The following is a 19,453-nucleotide window of genomic DNA, read 5'->3' as shown; positions in this document are numbered from 1 at the left end:
TTTTTAAACTCAATACAGGAAGTAATAGAAGGTTGGATGCAGCATCCAACCTTTTATTACTTACCTTTCATCAACTGTACCTTTCTTAAATCACCTCGGTAGAAAACTTATGCCTTATGATCTTTTTCTTCTTTAAAAAGCACACGCTTCACATAAAACAAAATCCCCAATCCAAACAAAATCAACGGCAACTCCCAGTCTGCAGAAATCGGCAGCCATTTCAACAGCATGAGAATCAGCAAAACAGCTCCCACACCTGCATAAAAGACCACCGTTTTTTTCAATTCTTGGTTTGATTGAAACAAAACGCTCTCCTCCATAACCCTAATTATGATCATTTTTCTAGTTTTTTTAATATTTTTTCCCAGCCGGTATCTCCCATTTTCCGATCAATTAATTGCCCCTCTTTATCTATGAGGCAAAAACTTGGCAATCCTTGAATTTTATATTTTGTGACAATCTCATAATCTTGATCCAACACAATGGGAGCAATGAGATTCTTTTCCTCCGCATATTTCGAAACAACCTCTATCGATTTTTCTTCTTCCGTATATGGAACATGGACACAGGTTAAATGGATACTCAACTGATCCACACTATGTAGAATGTGGTCGGTTAATTCTTCACAATGCGGACAGTTAACTGACCAAAAATAAAGAAGGTGAGTATGCCCTTCAGGTAAACACCGCTGATGTGAAGATTGAATCCAAGGAAGGTGCTCAGGCCATTTATGTATTTGCGTTTCCACTACTCATCCCCCTTTTCTTTTAATTGAAAGGCAATGATTTTTCCTAATGCCTCTTCTGCAGCAAAAGGTGCCACATTTCCTGATGGATTCTCTTGTTCCTGTTTTAGGCACTCGTACATATTTTTTTCGATTTTTGATGGGTCAATCCAAGAGATACACCACGACGCCCAAAAACAAGTAGGACCCTTATAGCGTTTTGCCAAAGGCAGAAGAAATGGCAAACTAGGCTGACCAATTCTCATGAGTGAGATCGCAGCCGCCATTCTTGTCTCCTCTTCTTCACTTTCTAACAGTTTGGCAAGAGCTTCTGCTGCGTCCCCTGCATCTGCTCCAAATTCACCAAGAACCGCTGCTGCAATATTCCGCAAAGAACCCTCTTCTTTTAAGGCTTCAACAAGCACTGGCACTGCCTCTTTTCCTGATTTCCTTAACTCCCCCATGGCTTGAACGATCGTTACTTCATTGGTATTGACTAAACGTTGAACCGATTGGGATAGCTTATCTTCTGGTTTCATGACAATCAACTCCTCTTTTTAATGAGTCCCACGGCATCGATAACACATCACATAACATACACATCCAGCAAATACACATGTCATCGTTGTAAACCAGCCATCAGTGAACAGATGAATCCCAATGATGACCACAGCACTTATGACAGATCCGATGAGCAATGATCGATAATAGATGCCCAAAGAAAGACTCGCTTCTCGTCTCAAAGGCTGCGTAAAGGCAAAGAGCCGTATGGTCAAAAACCAAATATAAACCCCTACCCCATAAATGGCCCAATACAAGACATCATGAATCTCTAACAAGATAAGAGAAATCAAGTAGACACCATACAACCAAAAGGTTTGAAACACTTCCAATAGAAGAATCTTTTGATATAAGGCACCCGGAAAAAGATACAGTACTCCCGTTTGCCCGTGTCTTACAATCCCAGCGTAATATGAACTGAGCAGGACAGATGCACCAATGACCAAAAAGAATAGAGTCAACCAATCTGAAAAATAAGAACTGACGACATAGTAAGTACCGATCAACAGCATGGTAGATAACAGATGGAAGGTAGCATACTTTTTGATCATCAATATTTCTAGCCAAAGGAAAGCCCAGATGCCCGTTAATGTTGAAAGCCCCCACCACGTCTTGCTTTTCTTTGAACTTATTGGATTTGCATGAACCTGTTTCCCCTCAAATTCCTCCCAAAATGCCGCCTCTTTGACTAACGACTCCATCATCTCTATACGATGACTCGACCTGTACATCATCATGAAAGATAAAATCATCACTCCAAGTAATATCAATACAGAAATGAATGAAAACTCCTCTATCATGCGTCCGACTTGATACATCAAAGAAGCAGATATCTCCATCATAGACGACTGTTTCAATATCAATTGATTCAAAGTGAGCAATGAAAGACAACCAAATATCAGTATAAAACCAATGAAGAGCACTCGCTTATATACTTGAATGGTTCTTGCACAAGATACCGCAATCATCCATGTTTCGATCATACATAACAGCGCTGTTAACAGGAGTGATTTACCAAGTAGAAAAAAGTACTGCTGCGTTAAACAAAGAAGGAGGATATCAGCCATCACAGCAGAAACAATGAGAAAAGCACATCGCCAAAGAATGTGATATACCCATACACTCATCACAACTGTCCATAAGGAAGCACCACTTCCATACAACCACATGATATCGTTCATCTGACTAGGCAGCCTATTCGAAAACAAGCCAAAGCCAGTATAAAGAACAAATAAAACGACAATGATCCATCCAGCTGTACTTGCATTCCAATCGCCCATACTTGAGACTGCGCTCAGCTGAAAACCGATGGCAGCCATCATAAGTAGCAAGATCAGAAAGGGCATTTTCTTTTCTTGATTTTTACTGAGCAAGCGCCTTTGGGATTTCATCCATAAAAGGGAAAGCGTGTTATTCACTAGACCACTCCCCTAGAAGTTGAATGACTTCTGTCCGCCACTTCATTTGTTCTTCCTGCCGCTTAGGAACAGCGATACTTTTCATGATGGCACCATCTCGAATCAATATCACCCTGCTAGCCGTATCAAGAACAAACTCTAGACTATGAGTGGACACAAGAACCGAACCACCTTGAAGGCTCTTCTGTATCAGCCAATCTGACAGCCATTGTTTCGAAGGGATGTCTAACCCAACAGTCGGCTCATCTAAAATAAAAAGGGAGGCATCTTGCACAATGGCCCCTGCTAAGACGACACGCTGTTTTTGACCTCTTGAAAGCCTTCCGCACAATTCGTTCATCTTCATTTCGATATGTACTTCTTTCAACGCCTCAAATACCTTCTCTTTGATCTGTTTTAAACCTTTATGATAGCCCCTCGCACGGAATTGAACATGTTCAGCAACCGTTAAATCTGGGTACAAATATGGCTGATCTGGAATAAGAGCTACTTGTTTTTGGACATGGGAATGACCAGGAGGAAATCCCTCTATGAGTATTTCCCCTTGATCAGGTTGATAGAGACCTGTTAAACATCGAATGGTTGTCGTCTTCCCCGCACCATTAGGCCCAAGCAGCGCCACAACCTCCCCTGCTTCAATGGAAAATGAAAGACCCTCTATCCCATCACCATTGCTATATCGTTTGCTTACATTCTGAACCTCCATGAATGGCATCAAATCTCTCCCTTTTATTAGAGTGATGTATGCTGATCTATGGTGTTTTTACGGTGGAATGTAAATGTAATTAGACCCACTTATTATTTACCACAATATTACCATATGAGGTATAAAAGGGTAAGAGAATTATAATCATTTAAAATACTAAAAGATAACAAAACAAAAAAGATTGGGCATCAATCATCCCAACCTTTTATCTATTAAATAAACCAATTCAAACCGAATCCATATCCCGACAAGCCCAAGCATCCACCTCGACCTTTAAAGCAGGTGAAGCCAAAGCCACCACATAAATCATCGTCATACAAGGCAGGTGGTCTCCTAAAAACTGACCCATGATTCGTTTTCTACTCTCGGCATCAAACTCACCTACCAAATAAAACACAAGCTTTGTTATATCTTCTACTTTCATATCTGCCGCTTCTACATTGCGTTTTACATTCTCTAACGCTAGCTCGAGCTGTTCCATCGGGCTCGCCGGGATGGTCCCATCGACTTCCATCCCCACTTGTCCTGATAAGGTTAACCAACGCTGCGGCCCTGTTGTCTCTATTTGATGGATGTACGGTGCAACTGGCGTGTGAATGGTCTCAGGATTACGTGATGTTTTCATTGATCAAACCCCTTTTCTGAAAATACAATCAATTTACACCTATCATACCAAACTTTCTTCCCATCCTATCTGCGTATGCTCCGAACGAAGCCAAAAAAAAAGACCTTTCTTCAAAAGAAAGACCTCTCTAAAATGATGCTCCGCTCCGATGCTCAATTTGATGAATCCAATTCAAATCCGCCTCTAAATGAAGCAGCGTGCCAGAAATCAATAAGTACCGACTCTCATCACCTTGCACAAGACATTCCGTTTTCAGCTTCGTGAGTTCCATCACATCTTTCATGATGACGGCTTTCTGCTGCTGAAGCATTTCTTTTTCTTGATGAAATCTGATTTTCCGTGCACAGCCCCATTTAAAGTGAAAATCATCCTTTACAGCATGATACGGAACAGGCGCCAACAGCCATGATTCAAGCTCTTGTCTGCCTTCTTCCGTCACGTCGTACAACTTTCGATCTTGGTCATCTATTCCCACTGCTGTCACCAATTGATCACGAATTAACCGATCAAGCGTCGTGTAGATTTGACCCGGGTTGATTTTTCCTTTTATTCCGAGCAATGACTCCAGCTCTAGCTTTAATTCATATCCATGATGTTGCTGCTGACAGAGCGATGTTAAAATTCCGTATTTCACTGACATATGATTTAACCTTCTTTGAGAGTTGATATCATCTCTATTTTACTCGCTGTCGCACTAGAAATCCACGAAGCCGCTAAACTGAGTGCAATTCCTGCGATCACTGCCAGCATTAGATGCAAAAATGGCAGCTGAAATGAAACAAATCCACCGAGCCAATCAGATTGGCTTGAGACATATAGAAGAATCACACCAAATAAAATGCCACCAATCACACCTGATAACCCAATGAGCACACCTTCTCCAACGATCATTTTTCTCACCTGCTGTTTTGTCAGCCCAAGCGCCCGCATGGTGCCAATCTCAGATGTACGTTCAAGCGTATTCATCAACAGTGTATTGGCTGTTCCAATGCTCGCGAGCCCCATAATGAAAATGAGCATCATAGAAATTAACTCGTTCATACCAGTTAAAGCCGATGTCGTTGATTCAATCTCATCCTCTACTGTTTTCACCTTTGAAAGCCGCTGCCCAAAGTCTTCCCATAGTTGATCTCGTAAAGTCTCACCGGCACCTTTGTCTTTTAACGTAAGCAGGATATCAAGGGGCTGCGTCCACCCTAAATCCTCTTGTAAAAATGCCTGATCGACAAATGCCACATAACCTGAATGATGAGAAGTCTTGACCACATCAATGACTTGTAACTGCTGCCGGCCAGAAGGTGCATTGAGATACACACTCTCTCCAATACGCCCACCCCATTCATCAAACGCACGCTCTCCTAACACGATAGAGGGCTTTTCTGCTAAATGTTGATACAAATCGCCTTTATTGTCACCTTCTATAAAAGACGGTCCCTTTTCCTCTACGCCGATCAGAGAAAATTGTCTTTTCTCTCCATCAGCCGTTTCCCATGTCAAAGGAGCCGCTTCCATCATCGGTTCCACCCGCTCAACAGCCTCATAGGATGACAGCTTTTCTTGATCCGCTTTCGTCCATGGGGCTTCAGAAGTAACCCTGAGATCGCCTCCATACGTTTGACGAATCTCTTTTTCATAGCCATCTGGAGCCGATTCAATGACCGCACTTAAAAGCAAGATCACAGCAATCCCAACAGCTAGAATCGCCGCCGTATTAGCATTTCGATTCAGTTGCTGCGTGACATGCTGCGCTGATAGATGACCTGGATAGCCAAAAACCAGCTTCAAAAGAGGCGCCAACGACCGGTTCAAAAAGAGCAGGAAAAATGGGAATAACAGAACCATGCTGGCTAAAATGGCAAGATAAGCAGCCGGATGATCCACCCATACAAATGAAAGCAAGCCTATCCCTATCGCCGCTCTAATGACCGATTGTTTCTTCGGTGTAGAAGTTTGGGTAGTGGATTTTAAAGTCAGCAGCACAGACGTTTTCCCTGCATGATAGATCGGAAATAACGAAAACAGCACAGGGAACACAATACCAATGATCACTGAAATTACAACAGGTACTTGCCAATCTAACGAATACACCATATCAAAAGCAAACACACCAAGCAGTGTTTGCATGAACACATCTCCAAGCCAAACCCCAATCGGCACCCCAATGACGGTTCCAATACATGCCAAGATCAAAACCTCAATCAACATCAGCTTAGAAACAGAGCCCTGCGTATAACCAAAGCTCTTCATAATCGCAAATTCCTTTTTCCGTTCCATCACACTTGTATAAATCATATTAAACACGATAAAACCGCTCATAAACATCGACAGCCCTGCGATGAGGTAAAAGAACGTGTACAACCCGCCAATGTCATTACTTTGCCGGTCATCCGCCACCACAGGCTGGACAAAAACATCGGCATCCTTGAACTCTTTCTGTAAAGATTGAAAGAGCTGTTCCCCGCCTTCATTTGTCTGAAATCTCATATAAGAAAGCTGATCATCCATTCCCGTCCAGTCTCTCAATATATCAAGCGGCGCCATCACACGAAAGCTCGATGATTCTGCACTCTTCCAGTCACTCGGACTTGAAAGCAGCTGTGTATATTCCACAATGGCAGATACCTTCGCTTCGCCCAAATCAGAAAAACGAATGGTATCTCCCACTTTTTTATTCAACAGCTTTGCCACAACATCTGGTATGACCAACCCCTGATTATCCAAACGCCCTTCAATCACAGGCAGCTTCAGTAAAGAGCTCGTTTGATCTTGCACCCCGGTAATTCGCACCGCCCGTTGGTTAAGAGAGTGATCACCTTCTACATCAAAAAACGTCTGTTTATCCAGCGCTAATAATGATCCTGTCACATCAGGATGCTTTAAAATGGAGGAGATCTGTTCCTCATCATATGTATGATCATCACTCAACACCCAATAATCTGCATCAGCGACATACATTTGCTCATAGTAATGAAACACATCATTTGTCGTTCGATCGGCAATGAGCATTGACGTGACAAAAGCGATCCCCACCATGATGCCTAAGACAGAAATGGCGAACCTCTTTTTATGCTGAATCATGTTACGCCATGAAATTCGCCACATACTGAGCATAATCATCATCCTTTCTAGAGATCACTTGATCAATAACACCGTCTTTAAAAAGGATGATTCGATCCGCAAATCCTGCTGCGAAAATATCATGCGTCACCATGATAATCGTCTGCTTGCTTTCTCGATTGAACTTGCACATTAACGCCAAAATATCCTCCGCTCTATGCCGATCCAAGTTCCCCGTCGGCTCATCTGCTAACAACACTGACGGCTGATTGACTAGAGCTCTTGCAATCGCTACACGCTGCTGCTGCCCGCCGCTCAGCAAACTAGCCCGTTTCCGCCCAAGTCCATTCAAGCCAACAGCCTCTAACAGCTCTACAACCGTCTGTTGATTCTCCTTTGTTAAACGTCCATCTGCATGCAGCGGAAACGCCACATTCTCTTCGACAGTTAACGTAGGCAACAGCTGATAATTTTGAAACACAAACCCAATCTGTTTTCTGCGAAAAATCGTTCTCTCTTTCTCATTCATCTCACTTAACTGATGCTCATCTATCAAAATCTCTCCATCAGTAGGCAGATCAAGCCCGCCTAACAGCTGAAGTAATGTACTTTTTCCAGAACCACTCGGTCCCATCACCGCTACAAACTCCCCTTCTTCTACCGTCAAATCAACGCCCCTCAGCACCTCAGTCCGCTCCTGGCCTTGAATGAACTCCTTCTTCACATGCTTGATCTGAATCATCTGCAAACTCCTCCCATCCCTTTACGGAGTAATTATATACTAAGTATATATTATTTCAACATTTAAATCATGACAATATGTATTTACATCTTATTTATTACTTACTAAATATATAAAAAACCCTTTAGATTTTCATATCCAAAGGGTACACCATGCTATAATTCTTGTTTTCTAAAAAGAAACCATCCGATGAGAAAAAAGAAACCAATCAATACCGATACACCTAGAAAGCTTGTAAGTGCCTGATCCGAATAAGTCCCTCTATGAATCATCTCCTCAGCCGCACTTGTGACACCTTTAGGTGCAAACTTCCCTAATGTATCCTCATAAAACGAAGGAACGGTAAACAGGATGAGGTTGAACAAAAGGGAAACGCCGCCCGCAGTCACTGAACGCTTAAAGAACGCCGATGCACAAATGGTCGACACCACAATGAGCAATAGGTTCGGATAATACAAAAGCGTTCCTTTTAACACATTGCCCCAATCCACATGCCCAAATTGAATGTCCACATAATAAACGGAAGCTAACACCGACACTATCAAACTAAACAAAGTTAAACAGGCATAGGCACATATTTTTGAGGCATAATAACTCATTCGACTGATCGGTTTCACCATAATCATCGCCGTCACCCCAGAGGCACGCTCTCCAGCAATCGTCCCCATCACAATCATAATGAGGATAAACACGCCGAGCGAATCAAATTTACTCAATGCACTGGCTAAAGCTTCTCCAGCACTAGGCTCTGGTATATAAAATGTAGACCCTTCTGGTAAATTAGCCGATTTCGATAAAAGATCTGGCAGCATTTTGAGTGTAATAGGCTGTGTGATCATTAAAATCGTAAAAATGATCGGCACAAATAAGATTTTATAACTAGTGAATAACTCCCTAAATTCCTTTTTCAACATCATCATGCCGTCACAACCTTCATGAAAATATCTTCAAGCGTTAGCTTAGATAATCGATATTGGATAAGAACACCGCCTGTTTCAGTAATGAGACCCGGCAGCTCCTTCAATGCCATTTGTTGATCGTTGACTCGCACCTGATAAGCGTCTCCTGTCTCCATGCATTCCTCCACCCAATCCCGTTCTTTTAACAAAGCCATTAGTTTCGTATTCTGTTGTTTTAATTGGAATTCAATCACGGGCTGGATATAGTCTTCTTTGAGCTGTTTCATCGAAGAGGACATCTCAATTTTGCCGCTGTCGATCATGATAATATGATCCGCCACCCGCTCAATATCATCTAAAATATGGGTCGACATAAAAATCAGCATCTCATGCTTTAGACGCTCAATCAAAGTCAGGACGTCTTTTCTCCCCATGGGATCAAGTGCAGACACAGGTTCATCTAAGATGAGGACCTTCGGGCTATTGATCAGCGCCTGTGCAATGGCAAGCCTCTGCTTCATGCCTCCACTATAGCTGCCAATGGCACGATCCTTCGCCTCATACACACGGCAAAGCTTCAACAGCTCCTCTGTTTTGGAACGAATGATGTTTTTCTCTAAATGAAATAACCCGCCAACCCAATGCATCCATTCCTGCCCCGTCATATCCTGATAAAATGCAGGATGCTGCGGACAGTACCCAATCACCTGACTGATTTGATCCATATCCTTTTCGACATCAAAACCTGCCACCTTCACAACGCCAGATGTAGGACGAGCAAGCCCCGTCAAAATCCGGATCGTCGTTGTCTTCCCCGCTCCATTGGCTCCTAAAAAGCCAACACATCCAACCTCCCCAACAGAAAACGAGACATCTTTTAACACTTCATGCCGTCCATACGATTTCGTCAGCCCATGACACTCCAACATATTCAAGCGAATCCCTCCTACTAAGTTTGTTTACGACCAAAAATGAAATACGCAATAGGACCAGCACTCGCCACAAACACAATCACCAAAGCCCAAACCCACTTCACTTCTCCCCTAATCCTCGATGGATCTCTTTTCAACAAATCAAACAAACCAATCACCATCAAAATCGCTTGCAGCAAAATAAGAGGTAAAATCATCTTCATATCCATCCACGCCACTCCCTTTTCAAACGTCAATTTGTTTTGGTATTACTTCTTTTGACGACATGGAGAGGAGGTTCGTTCAAATGGATTTTATTTTTATTGGTCGAATGGTCTATAAATATAAAAAAGCCCAGTGAAGGTTATTCACTGGGCTTGCTTGTGATGTTCATGACGAATCTCGCAAAATCTTTTCCATTTTCTTTCCCTTGGCTAACTCATCAATCAGCTTATCTAGATACCGAATGTTTTTCATCGTTTCTTCCTCAATGTCCTCTACTCTAACACCACAGATGACTCCTTTGATCAAACTGCGGGAAGGATGAAGCTCAGGAGCCTCAGCAAAAAAGGCTTCAACGTCTATCTGCTTGTCCAACTGTTGCTGTAACTCTGCTGGACTGTACCCCGTTAACCAACAAATAATCGTATCGACTTCAGCCTTCTTTCGACCCTTTCTCTCTGCCTTTGCGATGTAGAGAGGATAGACTTTTGCGAAACTCATTGTGTAGATTTTAGGTTTGGTCATGTGTATGCTCTCTTTCTTCGTTAAATAGTTAATCTGTCATTGCTTTCTCAAGGGGCCGCTCTCTCATTATGCACTTAGTATAATGTGTTAGAAATACAACTTATAAACGATAATATATGCCTTTATCATTCCTTTCATCTTTTTTGAAAGCTCTATATTTAAGAAATTGAACGATGCAAAATCCAAGGAATACACCAATTGGTCCTCCGCTTGAGACAGGACCGCCAATTAAACAATAAGAAATGATAAACAATGCAATATAACCAATTATGGAAAAAACAATTCCCCATTTTTCTTTTTTTACGTATCGAATAAAAATAATTTTTCCCCCTAAGAATATTTATCATCATAGCATCATGGAAATAGTATCTATCAATCAAAGTTCAGCTCAGATCTTTCAACTGTTAGTTCTATTGACACAAAAATACCCCTTTAGACAATTATATCTAAAAGGGGTATCAAAAAACCGATTTTATTTAAAACCTACTCCACCGTCACACTCTTCGCAAGGTTACGTGGTTTATCCACATCACACCCGCGGTGAAGGGCTGCGTAGTAAGCGATTAGCTGTAATGGGACAACAGATGCAAGTGGTGCAAGTGCTGGGTGTACAGCTGGAAGGACGAAACGGTCGCCTTCGTCTTCTAGGCCTTTTAGTGAGATGACACATGGGTTTGCACCACGTGCAACGACTTCTTTGACGTTACCGCGAATGCTGAGGTTCACGTGCTCTTGCGTTGCAAGGGCAATGACCGGTGTGCCTTCTTCAATTAAAGCAATGGTGCCGTGTTTGAGTTCTCCGCCAGCAAATCCTTCTGCTTGGATGTAAGAGATCTCTTTTAGTTTGAGTGAACCTTCAAGGCACACATAGTAATCAAGTCCTCTTCCGATAAAGAATGCGTTACGTGTCACTGTGAAGAAATCACGAGCGATTTGTTCCATTTCATCCTTTTGATCGACAAGGGCTTCCATTGCGTTTGCTACAATTCCAAGCTCTTTCACAAGGTCGAAGTCAAGAGATTGACCATTTAATTCAGCTGCAACAGATGCAAGGATCGCAAGAACAGCGATTTGTGCTGTGTAGGCTTTTGTTGAAGCCACTGCGATTTCTGGTCCTGCATGAAGAAGCAATGTGAAGTCCGCTTCACGAGAAAGTGTAGATCCTGGTACGTTTGTGATCGTTAATGCTTTATGACCAAGCTCTTTGACTTGAACAAGTACAGCACGGCTGTCCGCAGTCTCTCCAGATTGAGAAAGGAAGATGAACAACGGCTTTTTCGATAGAAGCGGCATGTTGTAAGAGAATTCACTTGCTACATGGACTTCTACAGGTACTTTCGCCCAGTCTTCAATGTATTGTTTACCAACAAGTCCAGCATGGTAGCTCGTTCCACAAGCCACGATGTAAATGCGGTCTGCTTCTGCTACTGCGCTTGCGATATCGCCAGCGACTGACAACTTGCCGTTTTCGTCTTGATATTCTTGGATGATTTTGCGCATAACAAGCGGCTGCTCATCCGTTTCTTTTAACATGTAGTGAGGATATGTGCCTTTCTCAATGTCGCTTGCATCCAGCTCAGCGATATAAGAAGGACGTGTCATGATATCACCGTCAAGGTTTTTGATGATAACCTCGTCTTTTGTGACAATGACCATTTCTTTATCCATTAATTCCGCATATTCGTTTGTTACTTGAAGCATCGCCATTGCGTCAGAAGCCACAACGTTGAAATCTTCGCCGAAACCAACCAATAATGGGCTTTTGTTTTTCGCCACATAGATTGTTTCTTTGTTTTCGTTATCGAAAAGGGCAATTGCGTAAGAGCCTTTTAGTTGAAGAAGCGTTTGACGGAAAGCTTCCTCTGTATCAAGACCTCTATTCACAAATTGTTCGATGACTTGAACAACAACCTCTGTATCTGTGTCGCTTTTTAGTGTGACGTCTTGTAAATATTCGCGTGTCAATTGTACATAGTTCTCGATGACACCGTTATGAACAAGCGTAAAACGGCCAGAAGCACTTTGATGCGGATGCGCATTTAGATGGCTTGGTACACCGTGTGTTGCCCAGCGTGTATGTCCAATTCCTGCTGAAGATGCCACGTTTGCATCAACGACTTCACGAAGCTCAGCGATACGTCCTTTTTCTTTGAACACATGCACGCCTTCTTCGTTTGCCACAGCGATACCTGCTGAGTCATACCCACGGTACTCAAGCTTCTCTAAACCTTTTAATAAGATTTCCTTCGCATCATTCTGACCAATATAACCTACGATTCCACACATAAATATTCTTCCTCCCGATCATGTGAAAGGGACAAAGAAAGCCTACTAAAATAGAAGGGACATTTCTTCGTCCCTCTCTACATGTTTATTTTGGGAGATCATGTGTATTCCCTTTGTACAAAGAGTCACCTCTTTGCTTTAAAGAAACACTTACGGCTGTGATCTCTATATTTGATCAGCCGGGAGGCATCCGCCGAAAAATTCGATAACCTCCATCCTCGTCAACTAAGCATCTGTCGTTCGATCGCTTAGTTCGGGCGCTATAATTATAAGAGTGGCTGAACATCTACCCTGCCTTTCCTGCTAGAATAAAAATCCAGTAACACAAGGATGATTGTACTATAAGGTCTGACCTCCGTCAATCACAATTTAGCGGGTGATCCCTTTCATGTTAGAAAGTGAGACCTCCCTACACTATATGCGATGAGGCTTGTCACGTTCTACCTTTGATGTGCTCCCTTATGTATGAAAGCAAGCAGCAAATTGCCCTCGCTTATATCATTCGTATAGAACTTTCCTCTTATGACGTTTATTCGAAAAAAAGCAAACCGCTGCTTAGCGATTTGCTTTACATCAATTACTCAATACCCATTTCTTCTTTGACAACAGCCGTAATGCGAGCCACGTATTCATCACACAGCTCTTTTGTTTTCGCCTCTGCCATGACACGTACAAGCGGCTCTGTTCCTGATGGACGCACAAGGATACGTCCGTCACCGTTCATCTCTTTTTCAACCTCTTGGATCACAGCTTTTACTTTTTCATTTTCTTCCACTTTATACTTATCAGATACCTTTACATTCACTAGAAGTTGCGGGAATTTCTCCATTTCAGCTGCAAGCTCTGATAATGTTTTTCCTGTTGCTTTTAGTGTATTCACCAGCATGATCGCTGAAAGCATGCCGTCACCTGTCGTATTATAATCAAGGAAAATCAAGTGGCCTGACTGCTCGCCTCCGACATTATAGCCATCCTTTTTCATCGCTTCGACCACATAGCGGTCACCAACAGCGGTTTGAATGCTCTTAATGCCTTGCTTCTCAAGCGCTTTATAGAAACCAAGGTTACTCATGACCGTTGACACGACCGTGTCATCCTTCAATCGGCCTTCACCCTTTAGATAACGTGCACATATGTACATAATTTGATCGCCGTCTACAATATCACCTTTTTCATCGACTGCAATTAAGCGGTCGCCGTCGCCATCAAACGCAAGACCAATATCCGCTCCTTTTTCTTTCACAAAAGCAGAAAGTGCCTCTGGATGAGTAGAACCTACGCCATCGTTGATATTCAATCCGTTTGGTGATGTTCCCATTGTTGACACATCTGCATCTAAATCTGCAAATAAATGTGTTGCAAGAGAAGATGTTGCACCATGTGCACAGTCAAGCGCTACGTGAATACCTGTGAAATCCTCGTCTGCTGTCTGCTTCAAGAATTGCAAGTATTTCTGACCGCCTTCAAAGTAGTCATTTACTGTTCCAAGATCCGCGCCAACTGGGCGTGGCAATTGATCGACCGGCTGATCCATCAGCTGCTCGATTTCATTCTCCTGTTCATCTGACAGTTTAAAACCGTCACCGCCGAAAAATTTAATTCCGTTGTCTTGAACTGGGTTATGCGAAGCTGAAATCATGACACCTGCTTCTGCATCCATTGCCTTCGTTAAATAAGACACACCAGGTGTTGAGATCACACCTAAACGCATGACTTCAGCCCCAATTGAAAGTAAGCCTGCTACGAGTGCTCCTTCTAACATATGACCAGATACACGCGTGTCTCGTCCAACGAGTACCTTTGGACGTTCTTTATCCTTCGTGAGCACATAGCCGCCAAATCTCCCAATTTTAAATGCGAGCTCTGGCGTTAATTCGCTATTAGCCACACCCCTTACACCATCAGTTCCAAAGTACTTGCCCATGTTTCAATCGCTCCTTTTTTACCATTCAAGAGGACGCTGCGTCCTCTTTATTATCTTCTTTGACCCGCTGTCTTTGACTCGATTCTTTTTTTGCTTTATCTTGTGTTGATTCCTTTTGACTCTTCTCTTCCTGTTCATCATCGGATGATTGATCTTTCCGATCATTCGTAGAAGCCGGCTGATCTTCTGTATCAGTAGAAGTCAGTTTCACTTTGACCTTCGATCTAGATAATGTCCACGTCACATTTTGAGGGCCATTCACTTGTACTTTGACCTCATGTGTTCCTTCGTTTAAGTCCCCGACATTGATATAGGCTTCAATATCTGAAGCCTTTAGTTTATCAATTGCACTCTTTGAACCTTTTGCTGTTAGTGTGAGACGCCCAGAAGACGGACTCACAAATGCAGAGCTAAGATCCTTGCTCAGACCAACGACAGAAATTGGAACATTATCGATCTTTTTTTCTTCAGCTGTTGCAACCTTCACTTTGATCTTAATGGTTTCAGGCGATACCTTTTTCACACCATCTGGCAGTGGAATGTCGGCATCAATCTCTGTATCATCTTTAATCTTGCTTAGGTCGAGCTTAACGCCGTCAATAAAATCAAGTGCATCCAGCACCTTTTGAGAACCATAGACTGTAACCTCACTTGGGCTTGTCTCGATGCTTGAGATACTGATCCCATCTGGCAAGCTGCCCGTCCGCTCAATCTTAAACGGAACTTTCTTGCTTGGACTCGTAATCGGAACCGTAATATCTACCACAGACGGACTCACTTCGACTGGTAGCTCATTCCCGCTGCTATCATACACAGTGAGCTTCGCTTCTTTCTCAATTTGCTGATCGACATCCTCTAAGTTCACAAATGCTTTAATGACAGAAATTTTGTCGATCACGTCTTTTGAGCCAGTAACCGTGACATTTTTCGGATTCACAATAGGCTGCTCTGGTGAATAGCCGTCTTTGATTTTATTTTGATTATAAAATTCAGTTTCAACAGGGAATTCAGCTGTCGTTTTTTCCTGTATCGTCACAGTCGTCACAGACGGATTAATCGTTAACGTGATTCCTTTCGATACATCTCTTGCCTTCAATTCGACTTTATGTGTACCTGTCGTAAGGTTTTGCATATCTGCGTAAATTTCAAAATTTTTCGTTTGCCTTGCTGTTTTCACAGCACTAGTTGATCCTTTAATCGTGACATTGACTGTCTGCGGCACACCAGTGACTACATACTTTTCGTCATCATAATACGCTTTAACAGGAATGTCCGTTAAGGTTGCTTCGTCTGTTGTCGATGTTGGGAAAAAGGATTCACCGATTTTTTTCGGCGTGGGCGCTTGCGCTGAATTGACTGCACCATACAGCAATAAAGCGAAGACCAATGCAAGAAACTTAACGGCCCAGCGATTATTCAAAATCTTATCCATTTTTCTTGCCCCTCCAATACCATTTGGTCGAGGAAGCATCTTTGCTGTTCTTACTAAACTCAGCAATCAGCATTTCTTCAAGCGCTTCTTCTGTCAATTCTCGATGGAGATCACCATTTCTTGCGACACTAATGCCGCCTGTCTCCTCGGAGACAATGACGGTTAAACTGTCCGTTACTTCACTAATACCAACTGCCGCGCGGTGACGTGTACCGAGCTCCTTAGAAATAAAAGGACTTTCAGACAGCGGTAAATAACACGCTGCAGCTGCAATCTCATCACGCTTCATAATCACAGCGCCGTCATGAAGCGGTGTATTCGGAATGAAGATATTAATCAGCAGCTCAGAACTCACCTTTGCATTCAAAGGAATTCCGGTCTCTATGTAATCATTCATCCCAGTATCGCGCTCAATCGTTAACAGCGCGCCTATTCTTCGTTTTGCCATATAGTTAATTGCTTTTGTAATTGCCTCGATCGTTTTCTGCTGCTGTTCCTCTACAGGTGTCCCGCTTCTAGAGAAGAAACGGCCGCGCCCAAGCTGCTCAAGCGCTCTCCTTAGCTCTGGCTGAAAAATAATAATGATCGCAAGGAACCCCCACGTAATCGCTTGATCCATCAGCCATTGAAGTGTGTTAAGACCGAGATACGCACTTCCCATCCTGACGAGAACAATGACGACAATTCCCTTTAAAAGCTGAACCGCTTTTGTTCCGCGGATGACCATCATTAATTTATATATCACATACCAAACAACGAGAATATCAACAGCATTACCGAGGTACTGCAAAAAAGGAATATCCCCTAAAGCCATTTCCTCGTCCTCCAGAATTTTCAGTTATTCTTCGTTCGATTTATTTTTTATAAAAAAAGAGCCTATGTGTAAGTACATAGCGTGGCTATTATACCACATTTTGTTTCAGCAAGGAAAATAGTTGCCATATCTGGCTGGCATTCAAGTCTGTCCATCAATAGAAAAAGAGCAGTCCCTTAGAGACTGCTCTCAAACTGTTTGATTTACTTTTGCTCCTCTGGCCCAATGACCCGCATCACGTCTTGTGCTGTAGACTTCATTTTGTACCAAACCCAATCAAACACTTCATTAATTTCATTGATTTGACCAGTGACTTGTCCGGCAGAAGCAGTCAGCTGTTCTCCATTGACGACTGTTACGTTTCCATCAACCTTGCCTTCTACAATCAGCTTGCCATTTTTCACAGTGACATCACCTTTGACGGTTTCCCCTTTAGGTACCGTCACTGTATCATTTTCAACCACGAGATTCGGCTGCTTTGACACACTGAAATTATGATCCGTATTCCAGCTAGTAAACAGACTGCCTCCCATCAATATGACAAAGAGGGCAGCGGCGACCATTAGCGGATGAGCTTTGATCCATCTTTGAATCGACACACGCTTTTTCTCCTTTGGAAGACCTGCCATCACCTTTGCAGTGAAATCAGATGGTGCTTCTATATGAGATGTACTCTGCACGAGCGCGATGGATTTCTCAATTTGTTGAAAATGAGTACGGCATTCCTCACACGATTGCAGATGGCTCTTTAATTCTTTTTCATCTTCGGGCTCTATGTCCCCGTCTAAATACTGATGCATAAGCAGGACGATTTTTTCCTGACAGCTCATCAAAATCACCTCACTCAAAGGTCTCTCAACTGTTTCCGGAGAGCCTCTCTACCCCTGTGTATTCTCGTTTTCACCGTACCAACTGGTATATTCAGAATCTCACTAATTTCTTTTAACGAGAGTTCATCAATATACTTTAATACGATGACCGAGCGATATTTATCGGGTAATCTTAAAATTTTTTGCTGAATGGTGCTCGATAATTCAAGCGACACCACCTCGTCCTCTGGCAAAATGCCGTCAGCCGCAATTTGAGAATACATATTCAGTCCTTCTGTCCCTGCCACCTCTGCATCTAAATAATAATCCGGCTTTTTTTTACGAATACGGTCGATGGTCAGGTTGGTTGCAATGCGGTACAGCCACGTGGAAAACTTACGATTCACATCAAAGCTCTCAATATTCACATAGGCACGAATAAACGCCTCCTGCGCAATATCTTCTGCTTCATGTGCATTCCCAAGCATACGATAGCACAGCTGATAAATTTTGTCTTTATACAGGTCTACGATGTCTGCAAATGCGTTCTGGTCGCCTTTTTTCACTTGCTTAATTCTCTTTTTAATCATTGTTTCCATAGTATATTCAACCTCTGCCTTCACCGGTCTTTATGTATACGAACCTCGTTCCAAAAGGTTTCATTCTCCTCTAAAAAATAGTGTAACAAATTTTTGACAGCATGTTACGCTTATCAGCCGGTAAAAACCTTAACATATCCTTAAATTTCCCCAAAATTAAAAAAAGAACGGGAACAAGTCCCGCTCTATAATAGCTTTTCACCCATTAAAGAACCAATTAATGCAACTGCCGCTTCTGCTGTTTTATTTTTCTCATCTAATACCGGATTCACCTCAACAAACTCAGCAGATGTCAAAATCCCTGCTTCCTCTAAAAGCTCCATTGCAAGATGACTCTCTCTATAACTGATGCCGCCAGCAACCGGCGTTCCCACGCCAGGGCACTCTGCAGGATCTAGCCCATCTAAATCAAGCGACAAATGAACACCATCTGTTCTTTCTTTTAAATAGGCAATGGCTTCCTCCATTACTCTCGTCATCCCTAATCGATCTATTTCATGCATCGTATACACTTTAATGCCTTTTTCTCTAATCAATGCCCGCTCTCCTTCATCTAAAGAACGAGCACCGATCAAGATCACATTCTCAGGCTTTACTTTAGGGGTATAACCGCCAATATTGATTAGATCAGCATGCCCAAAGCCGAGACTGACAGCGAGCGGCATCCCATGAATATTTCCAGAAGGAGAAGTTTCCTCTGTATTTAAATCACCGTGCGCATCATACCAAATGACACCCAAATTTTCATAATGTTTGGCTACACCGGCTAGTGTACCAATTGCAATGCTGTGATCCCCGCCTAAAATCAGCGGAAACGAACCTGACTGCACAATACTGCTAACCTTTTCAGCAAGAAGCTGGTTTGCGCCAGCATTCTCCGTTAAGTTTTTCAGTTTTTCACTTGTATAGAGACCTTTCTCATCATCTCTTTGCTCAACGGGAATATCCCCTAAATCCTCGACATCAAATGAAAGCGATTCCAATTTTTCTTTTACACCAGCACAGCGAATGGCACTCGGCCCCATATCGACGCCCCTTCTCATTTGACCGAGATCCATCGGCACCCCGACAATCGTGACCTTCTTTTGATCTCCCATATGTACATCCCCTTTCCGTTCATGCTTATATTTTACTTTCTCGGTGCCTTCTGACTCAACTCAACAATATTTTGAATAGTTATACATTCCAATCGTCAAAAT

At 42.7% G+C, this 19,453-nt stretch carries 20 protein-coding genes; all 20 read right to left on the bottom strand.

Going from position 1 to position 19,453, the window contains the following annotated elements; genetic code table 11:
• Window positions 1–107: 107 nt before the first annotated feature.
• Window positions 108–305 (bottom strand): hypothetical protein, encoded by a 198-nt coding sequence (locus tag MHI58_RS01155; RefSeq protein ID WP_045034671.1) that lies wholly within the window; start codon window positions 303–305, stop codon window positions 108–110.
• 29 nt (window positions 306–334) lie between these two features.
• Window positions 335–748 carry a TlpA disulfide reductase family protein gene (locus tag MHI58_RS01150; protein ID WP_045034672.1) on the bottom strand — a complete coding sequence of 138 codons (414 nt, stop codon included), beginning with the start codon at window positions 746–748 and terminating at the stop codon, window positions 335–337.
• Window positions 748–1,263, bottom strand: coding sequence for a HEAT repeat domain-containing protein (locus tag MHI58_RS01145; RefSeq protein ID WP_024719127.1), 516 nt, complete (start codon window positions 1,261–1,263; stop codon window positions 748–750). Before MHI58_RS01145 ends, MHI58_RS01150 begins: the two co-directional genes overlap by 1 nt.
• 18 nt (window positions 1,264–1,281) lie before the next feature.
• Window positions 1,282–2,703, bottom strand: a complete 1,422-nt coding sequence (gene skfF / locus MHI58_RS01140) for a sporulation killing factor system integral membrane protein (RefSeq protein WP_045034673.1) — start codon at window positions 2,701–2,703, stop codon at window positions 1,282–1,284.
• Window positions 2,696–3,418 (bottom strand): ABC transporter ATP-binding protein, encoded by a 723-nt coding sequence (locus MHI58_RS01135; protein WP_039169389.1) that lies wholly within the window; start codon window positions 3,416–3,418, stop codon window positions 2,696–2,698. The genes skfF and MHI58_RS01135 overlap by 8 nt, the downstream gene beginning before the upstream one ends.
• Before the next feature lie 217 nt (window positions 3,419–3,635).
• Entirely contained in the window at window positions 3,636–4,034 is a 399-nt protein-coding gene (locus tag MHI58_RS01130; RefSeq protein ID WP_041508143.1) for a RidA family protein, read from the bottom strand.
• Between the two features lie 127 nt (window positions 4,035–4,161).
• Entirely contained in the window at window positions 4,162–4,674 is a 513-nt protein-coding gene (locus tag MHI58_RS01125) for a PadR family transcriptional regulator (RefSeq protein ID WP_041508142.1), read from the bottom strand.
• Window positions 4,675–4,679: 5 nt separating this feature from the next.
• A complete protein-coding gene (locus MHI58_RS01120; RefSeq protein ID WP_045034674.1) occupies window positions 4,680–7,145 on the bottom strand; it encodes an FtsX-like permease family protein in 2,466 nt (821 codons plus the stop codon).
• Window positions 7,114–7,833, bottom strand: coding sequence for an ABC transporter ATP-binding protein (locus MHI58_RS01115; protein WP_024719122.1), 720 nt, complete (start codon window positions 7,831–7,833; stop codon window positions 7,114–7,116). The genes MHI58_RS01120 and MHI58_RS01115 overlap by 32 nt, the downstream gene beginning before the upstream one ends.
• A gap of 155 nt (window positions 7,834–7,988) precedes the next feature.
• The gene (locus tag MHI58_RS01110; RefSeq protein ID WP_045034675.1) at window positions 7,989–8,753 is read right to left on the bottom strand and encodes an ABC transporter permease; all 765 of its coding nucleotides are present in this window, start codon (window positions 8,751–8,753) and stop codon (window positions 7,989–7,991) included.
• Window positions 8,750–9,667 carry an ABC transporter ATP-binding protein gene (locus tag MHI58_RS01105; protein ID WP_045034676.1) on the bottom strand — a complete coding sequence of 306 codons (918 nt, stop codon included), beginning with the start codon at window positions 9,665–9,667 and terminating at the stop codon, window positions 8,750–8,752. Before MHI58_RS01105 ends, MHI58_RS01110 begins: the two co-directional genes overlap by 4 nt.
• A gap of 14 nt (window positions 9,668–9,681) precedes the next feature.
• A complete protein-coding gene (locus MHI58_RS01100) occupies window positions 9,682–9,873 on the bottom strand; it encodes a PLD nuclease N-terminal domain-containing protein (RefSeq protein WP_045034677.1) in 192 nt (63 codons plus the stop codon).
• A gap of 160 nt (window positions 9,874–10,033) precedes the next feature.
• Window positions 10,034–10,390: a DUF2200 domain-containing protein gene (locus MHI58_RS01095; RefSeq protein WP_017358880.1), complete on the bottom strand. Its 357-nt coding sequence runs from the start codon at window positions 10,388–10,390 to the stop codon at window positions 10,034–10,036.
• 483 nt (window positions 10,391–10,873) lie between these two features.
• Window positions 10,874–12,676, bottom strand: a complete 1,803-nt coding sequence (gene glmS / locus MHI58_RS01090) for a glutamine--fructose-6-phosphate transaminase (isomerizing) (protein ID WP_008360582.1) — start codon at window positions 12,674–12,676, stop codon at window positions 10,874–10,876.
• A gap of 577 nt (window positions 12,677–13,253) precedes the next feature.
• On the bottom strand, window positions 13,254–14,600 hold the full coding sequence (glmM, locus tag MHI58_RS01085) for a phosphoglucosamine mutase (RefSeq protein WP_008360584.1): 1,347 nt from the start codon (window positions 14,598–14,600) through the stop codon (window positions 13,254–13,256).
• A 25-nt stretch (window positions 14,601–14,625) separates the two neighbouring features.
• Window positions 14,626–16,032 carry a YbbR-like domain-containing protein gene (locus tag MHI58_RS01080; RefSeq protein WP_045034678.1) on the bottom strand — a complete coding sequence of 469 codons (1,407 nt, stop codon included), beginning with the start codon at window positions 16,030–16,032 and terminating at the stop codon, window positions 14,626–14,628.
• Window positions 16,025–16,846 carry a diadenylate cyclase CdaA gene (gene cdaA / locus MHI58_RS01075; RefSeq protein ID WP_008344027.1) on the bottom strand — a complete coding sequence of 274 codons (822 nt, stop codon included), beginning with the start codon at window positions 16,844–16,846 and terminating at the stop codon, window positions 16,025–16,027. Before cdaA ends, MHI58_RS01080 begins: the two co-directional genes overlap by 8 nt.
• 203 nt (window positions 16,847–17,049) lie before the next feature.
• Window positions 17,050–17,676: an anti-sigma-W factor RsiW gene (gene rsiW / locus MHI58_RS01070; protein ID WP_008344028.1), complete on the bottom strand. Its 627-nt coding sequence runs from the start codon at window positions 17,674–17,676 to the stop codon at window positions 17,050–17,052.
• 14 nt (window positions 17,677–17,690) lie between these two features.
• Entirely contained in the window at window positions 17,691–18,254 is a 564-nt protein-coding gene (sigW, locus tag MHI58_RS01065) for an RNA polymerase sigma factor SigW (RefSeq protein ID WP_007498553.1), read from the bottom strand.
• A 185-nt stretch (window positions 18,255–18,439) separates the two neighbouring features.
• On the bottom strand, window positions 18,440–19,351 hold the full coding sequence (gene rocF / locus MHI58_RS01060; protein WP_039170230.1) for an arginase: 912 nt from the start codon (window positions 19,349–19,351) through the stop codon (window positions 18,440–18,442).
• Between the last annotated feature and the right edge of the window lie 102 nt (window positions 19,352–19,453).

The organism is Bacillus sp. FSL K6-2869 (genome assembly GCF_040869405.1).
GTDB classification, from domain to species: Bacteria; Bacillota; Bacilli; order Bacillales; family Bacillaceae; genus Bacillus; species Bacillus altitudinis.
The sequence above is the reverse complement of the archived record's forward strand: the minus strand, read 5'-3'. Positions and strand labels throughout refer to the sequence as shown.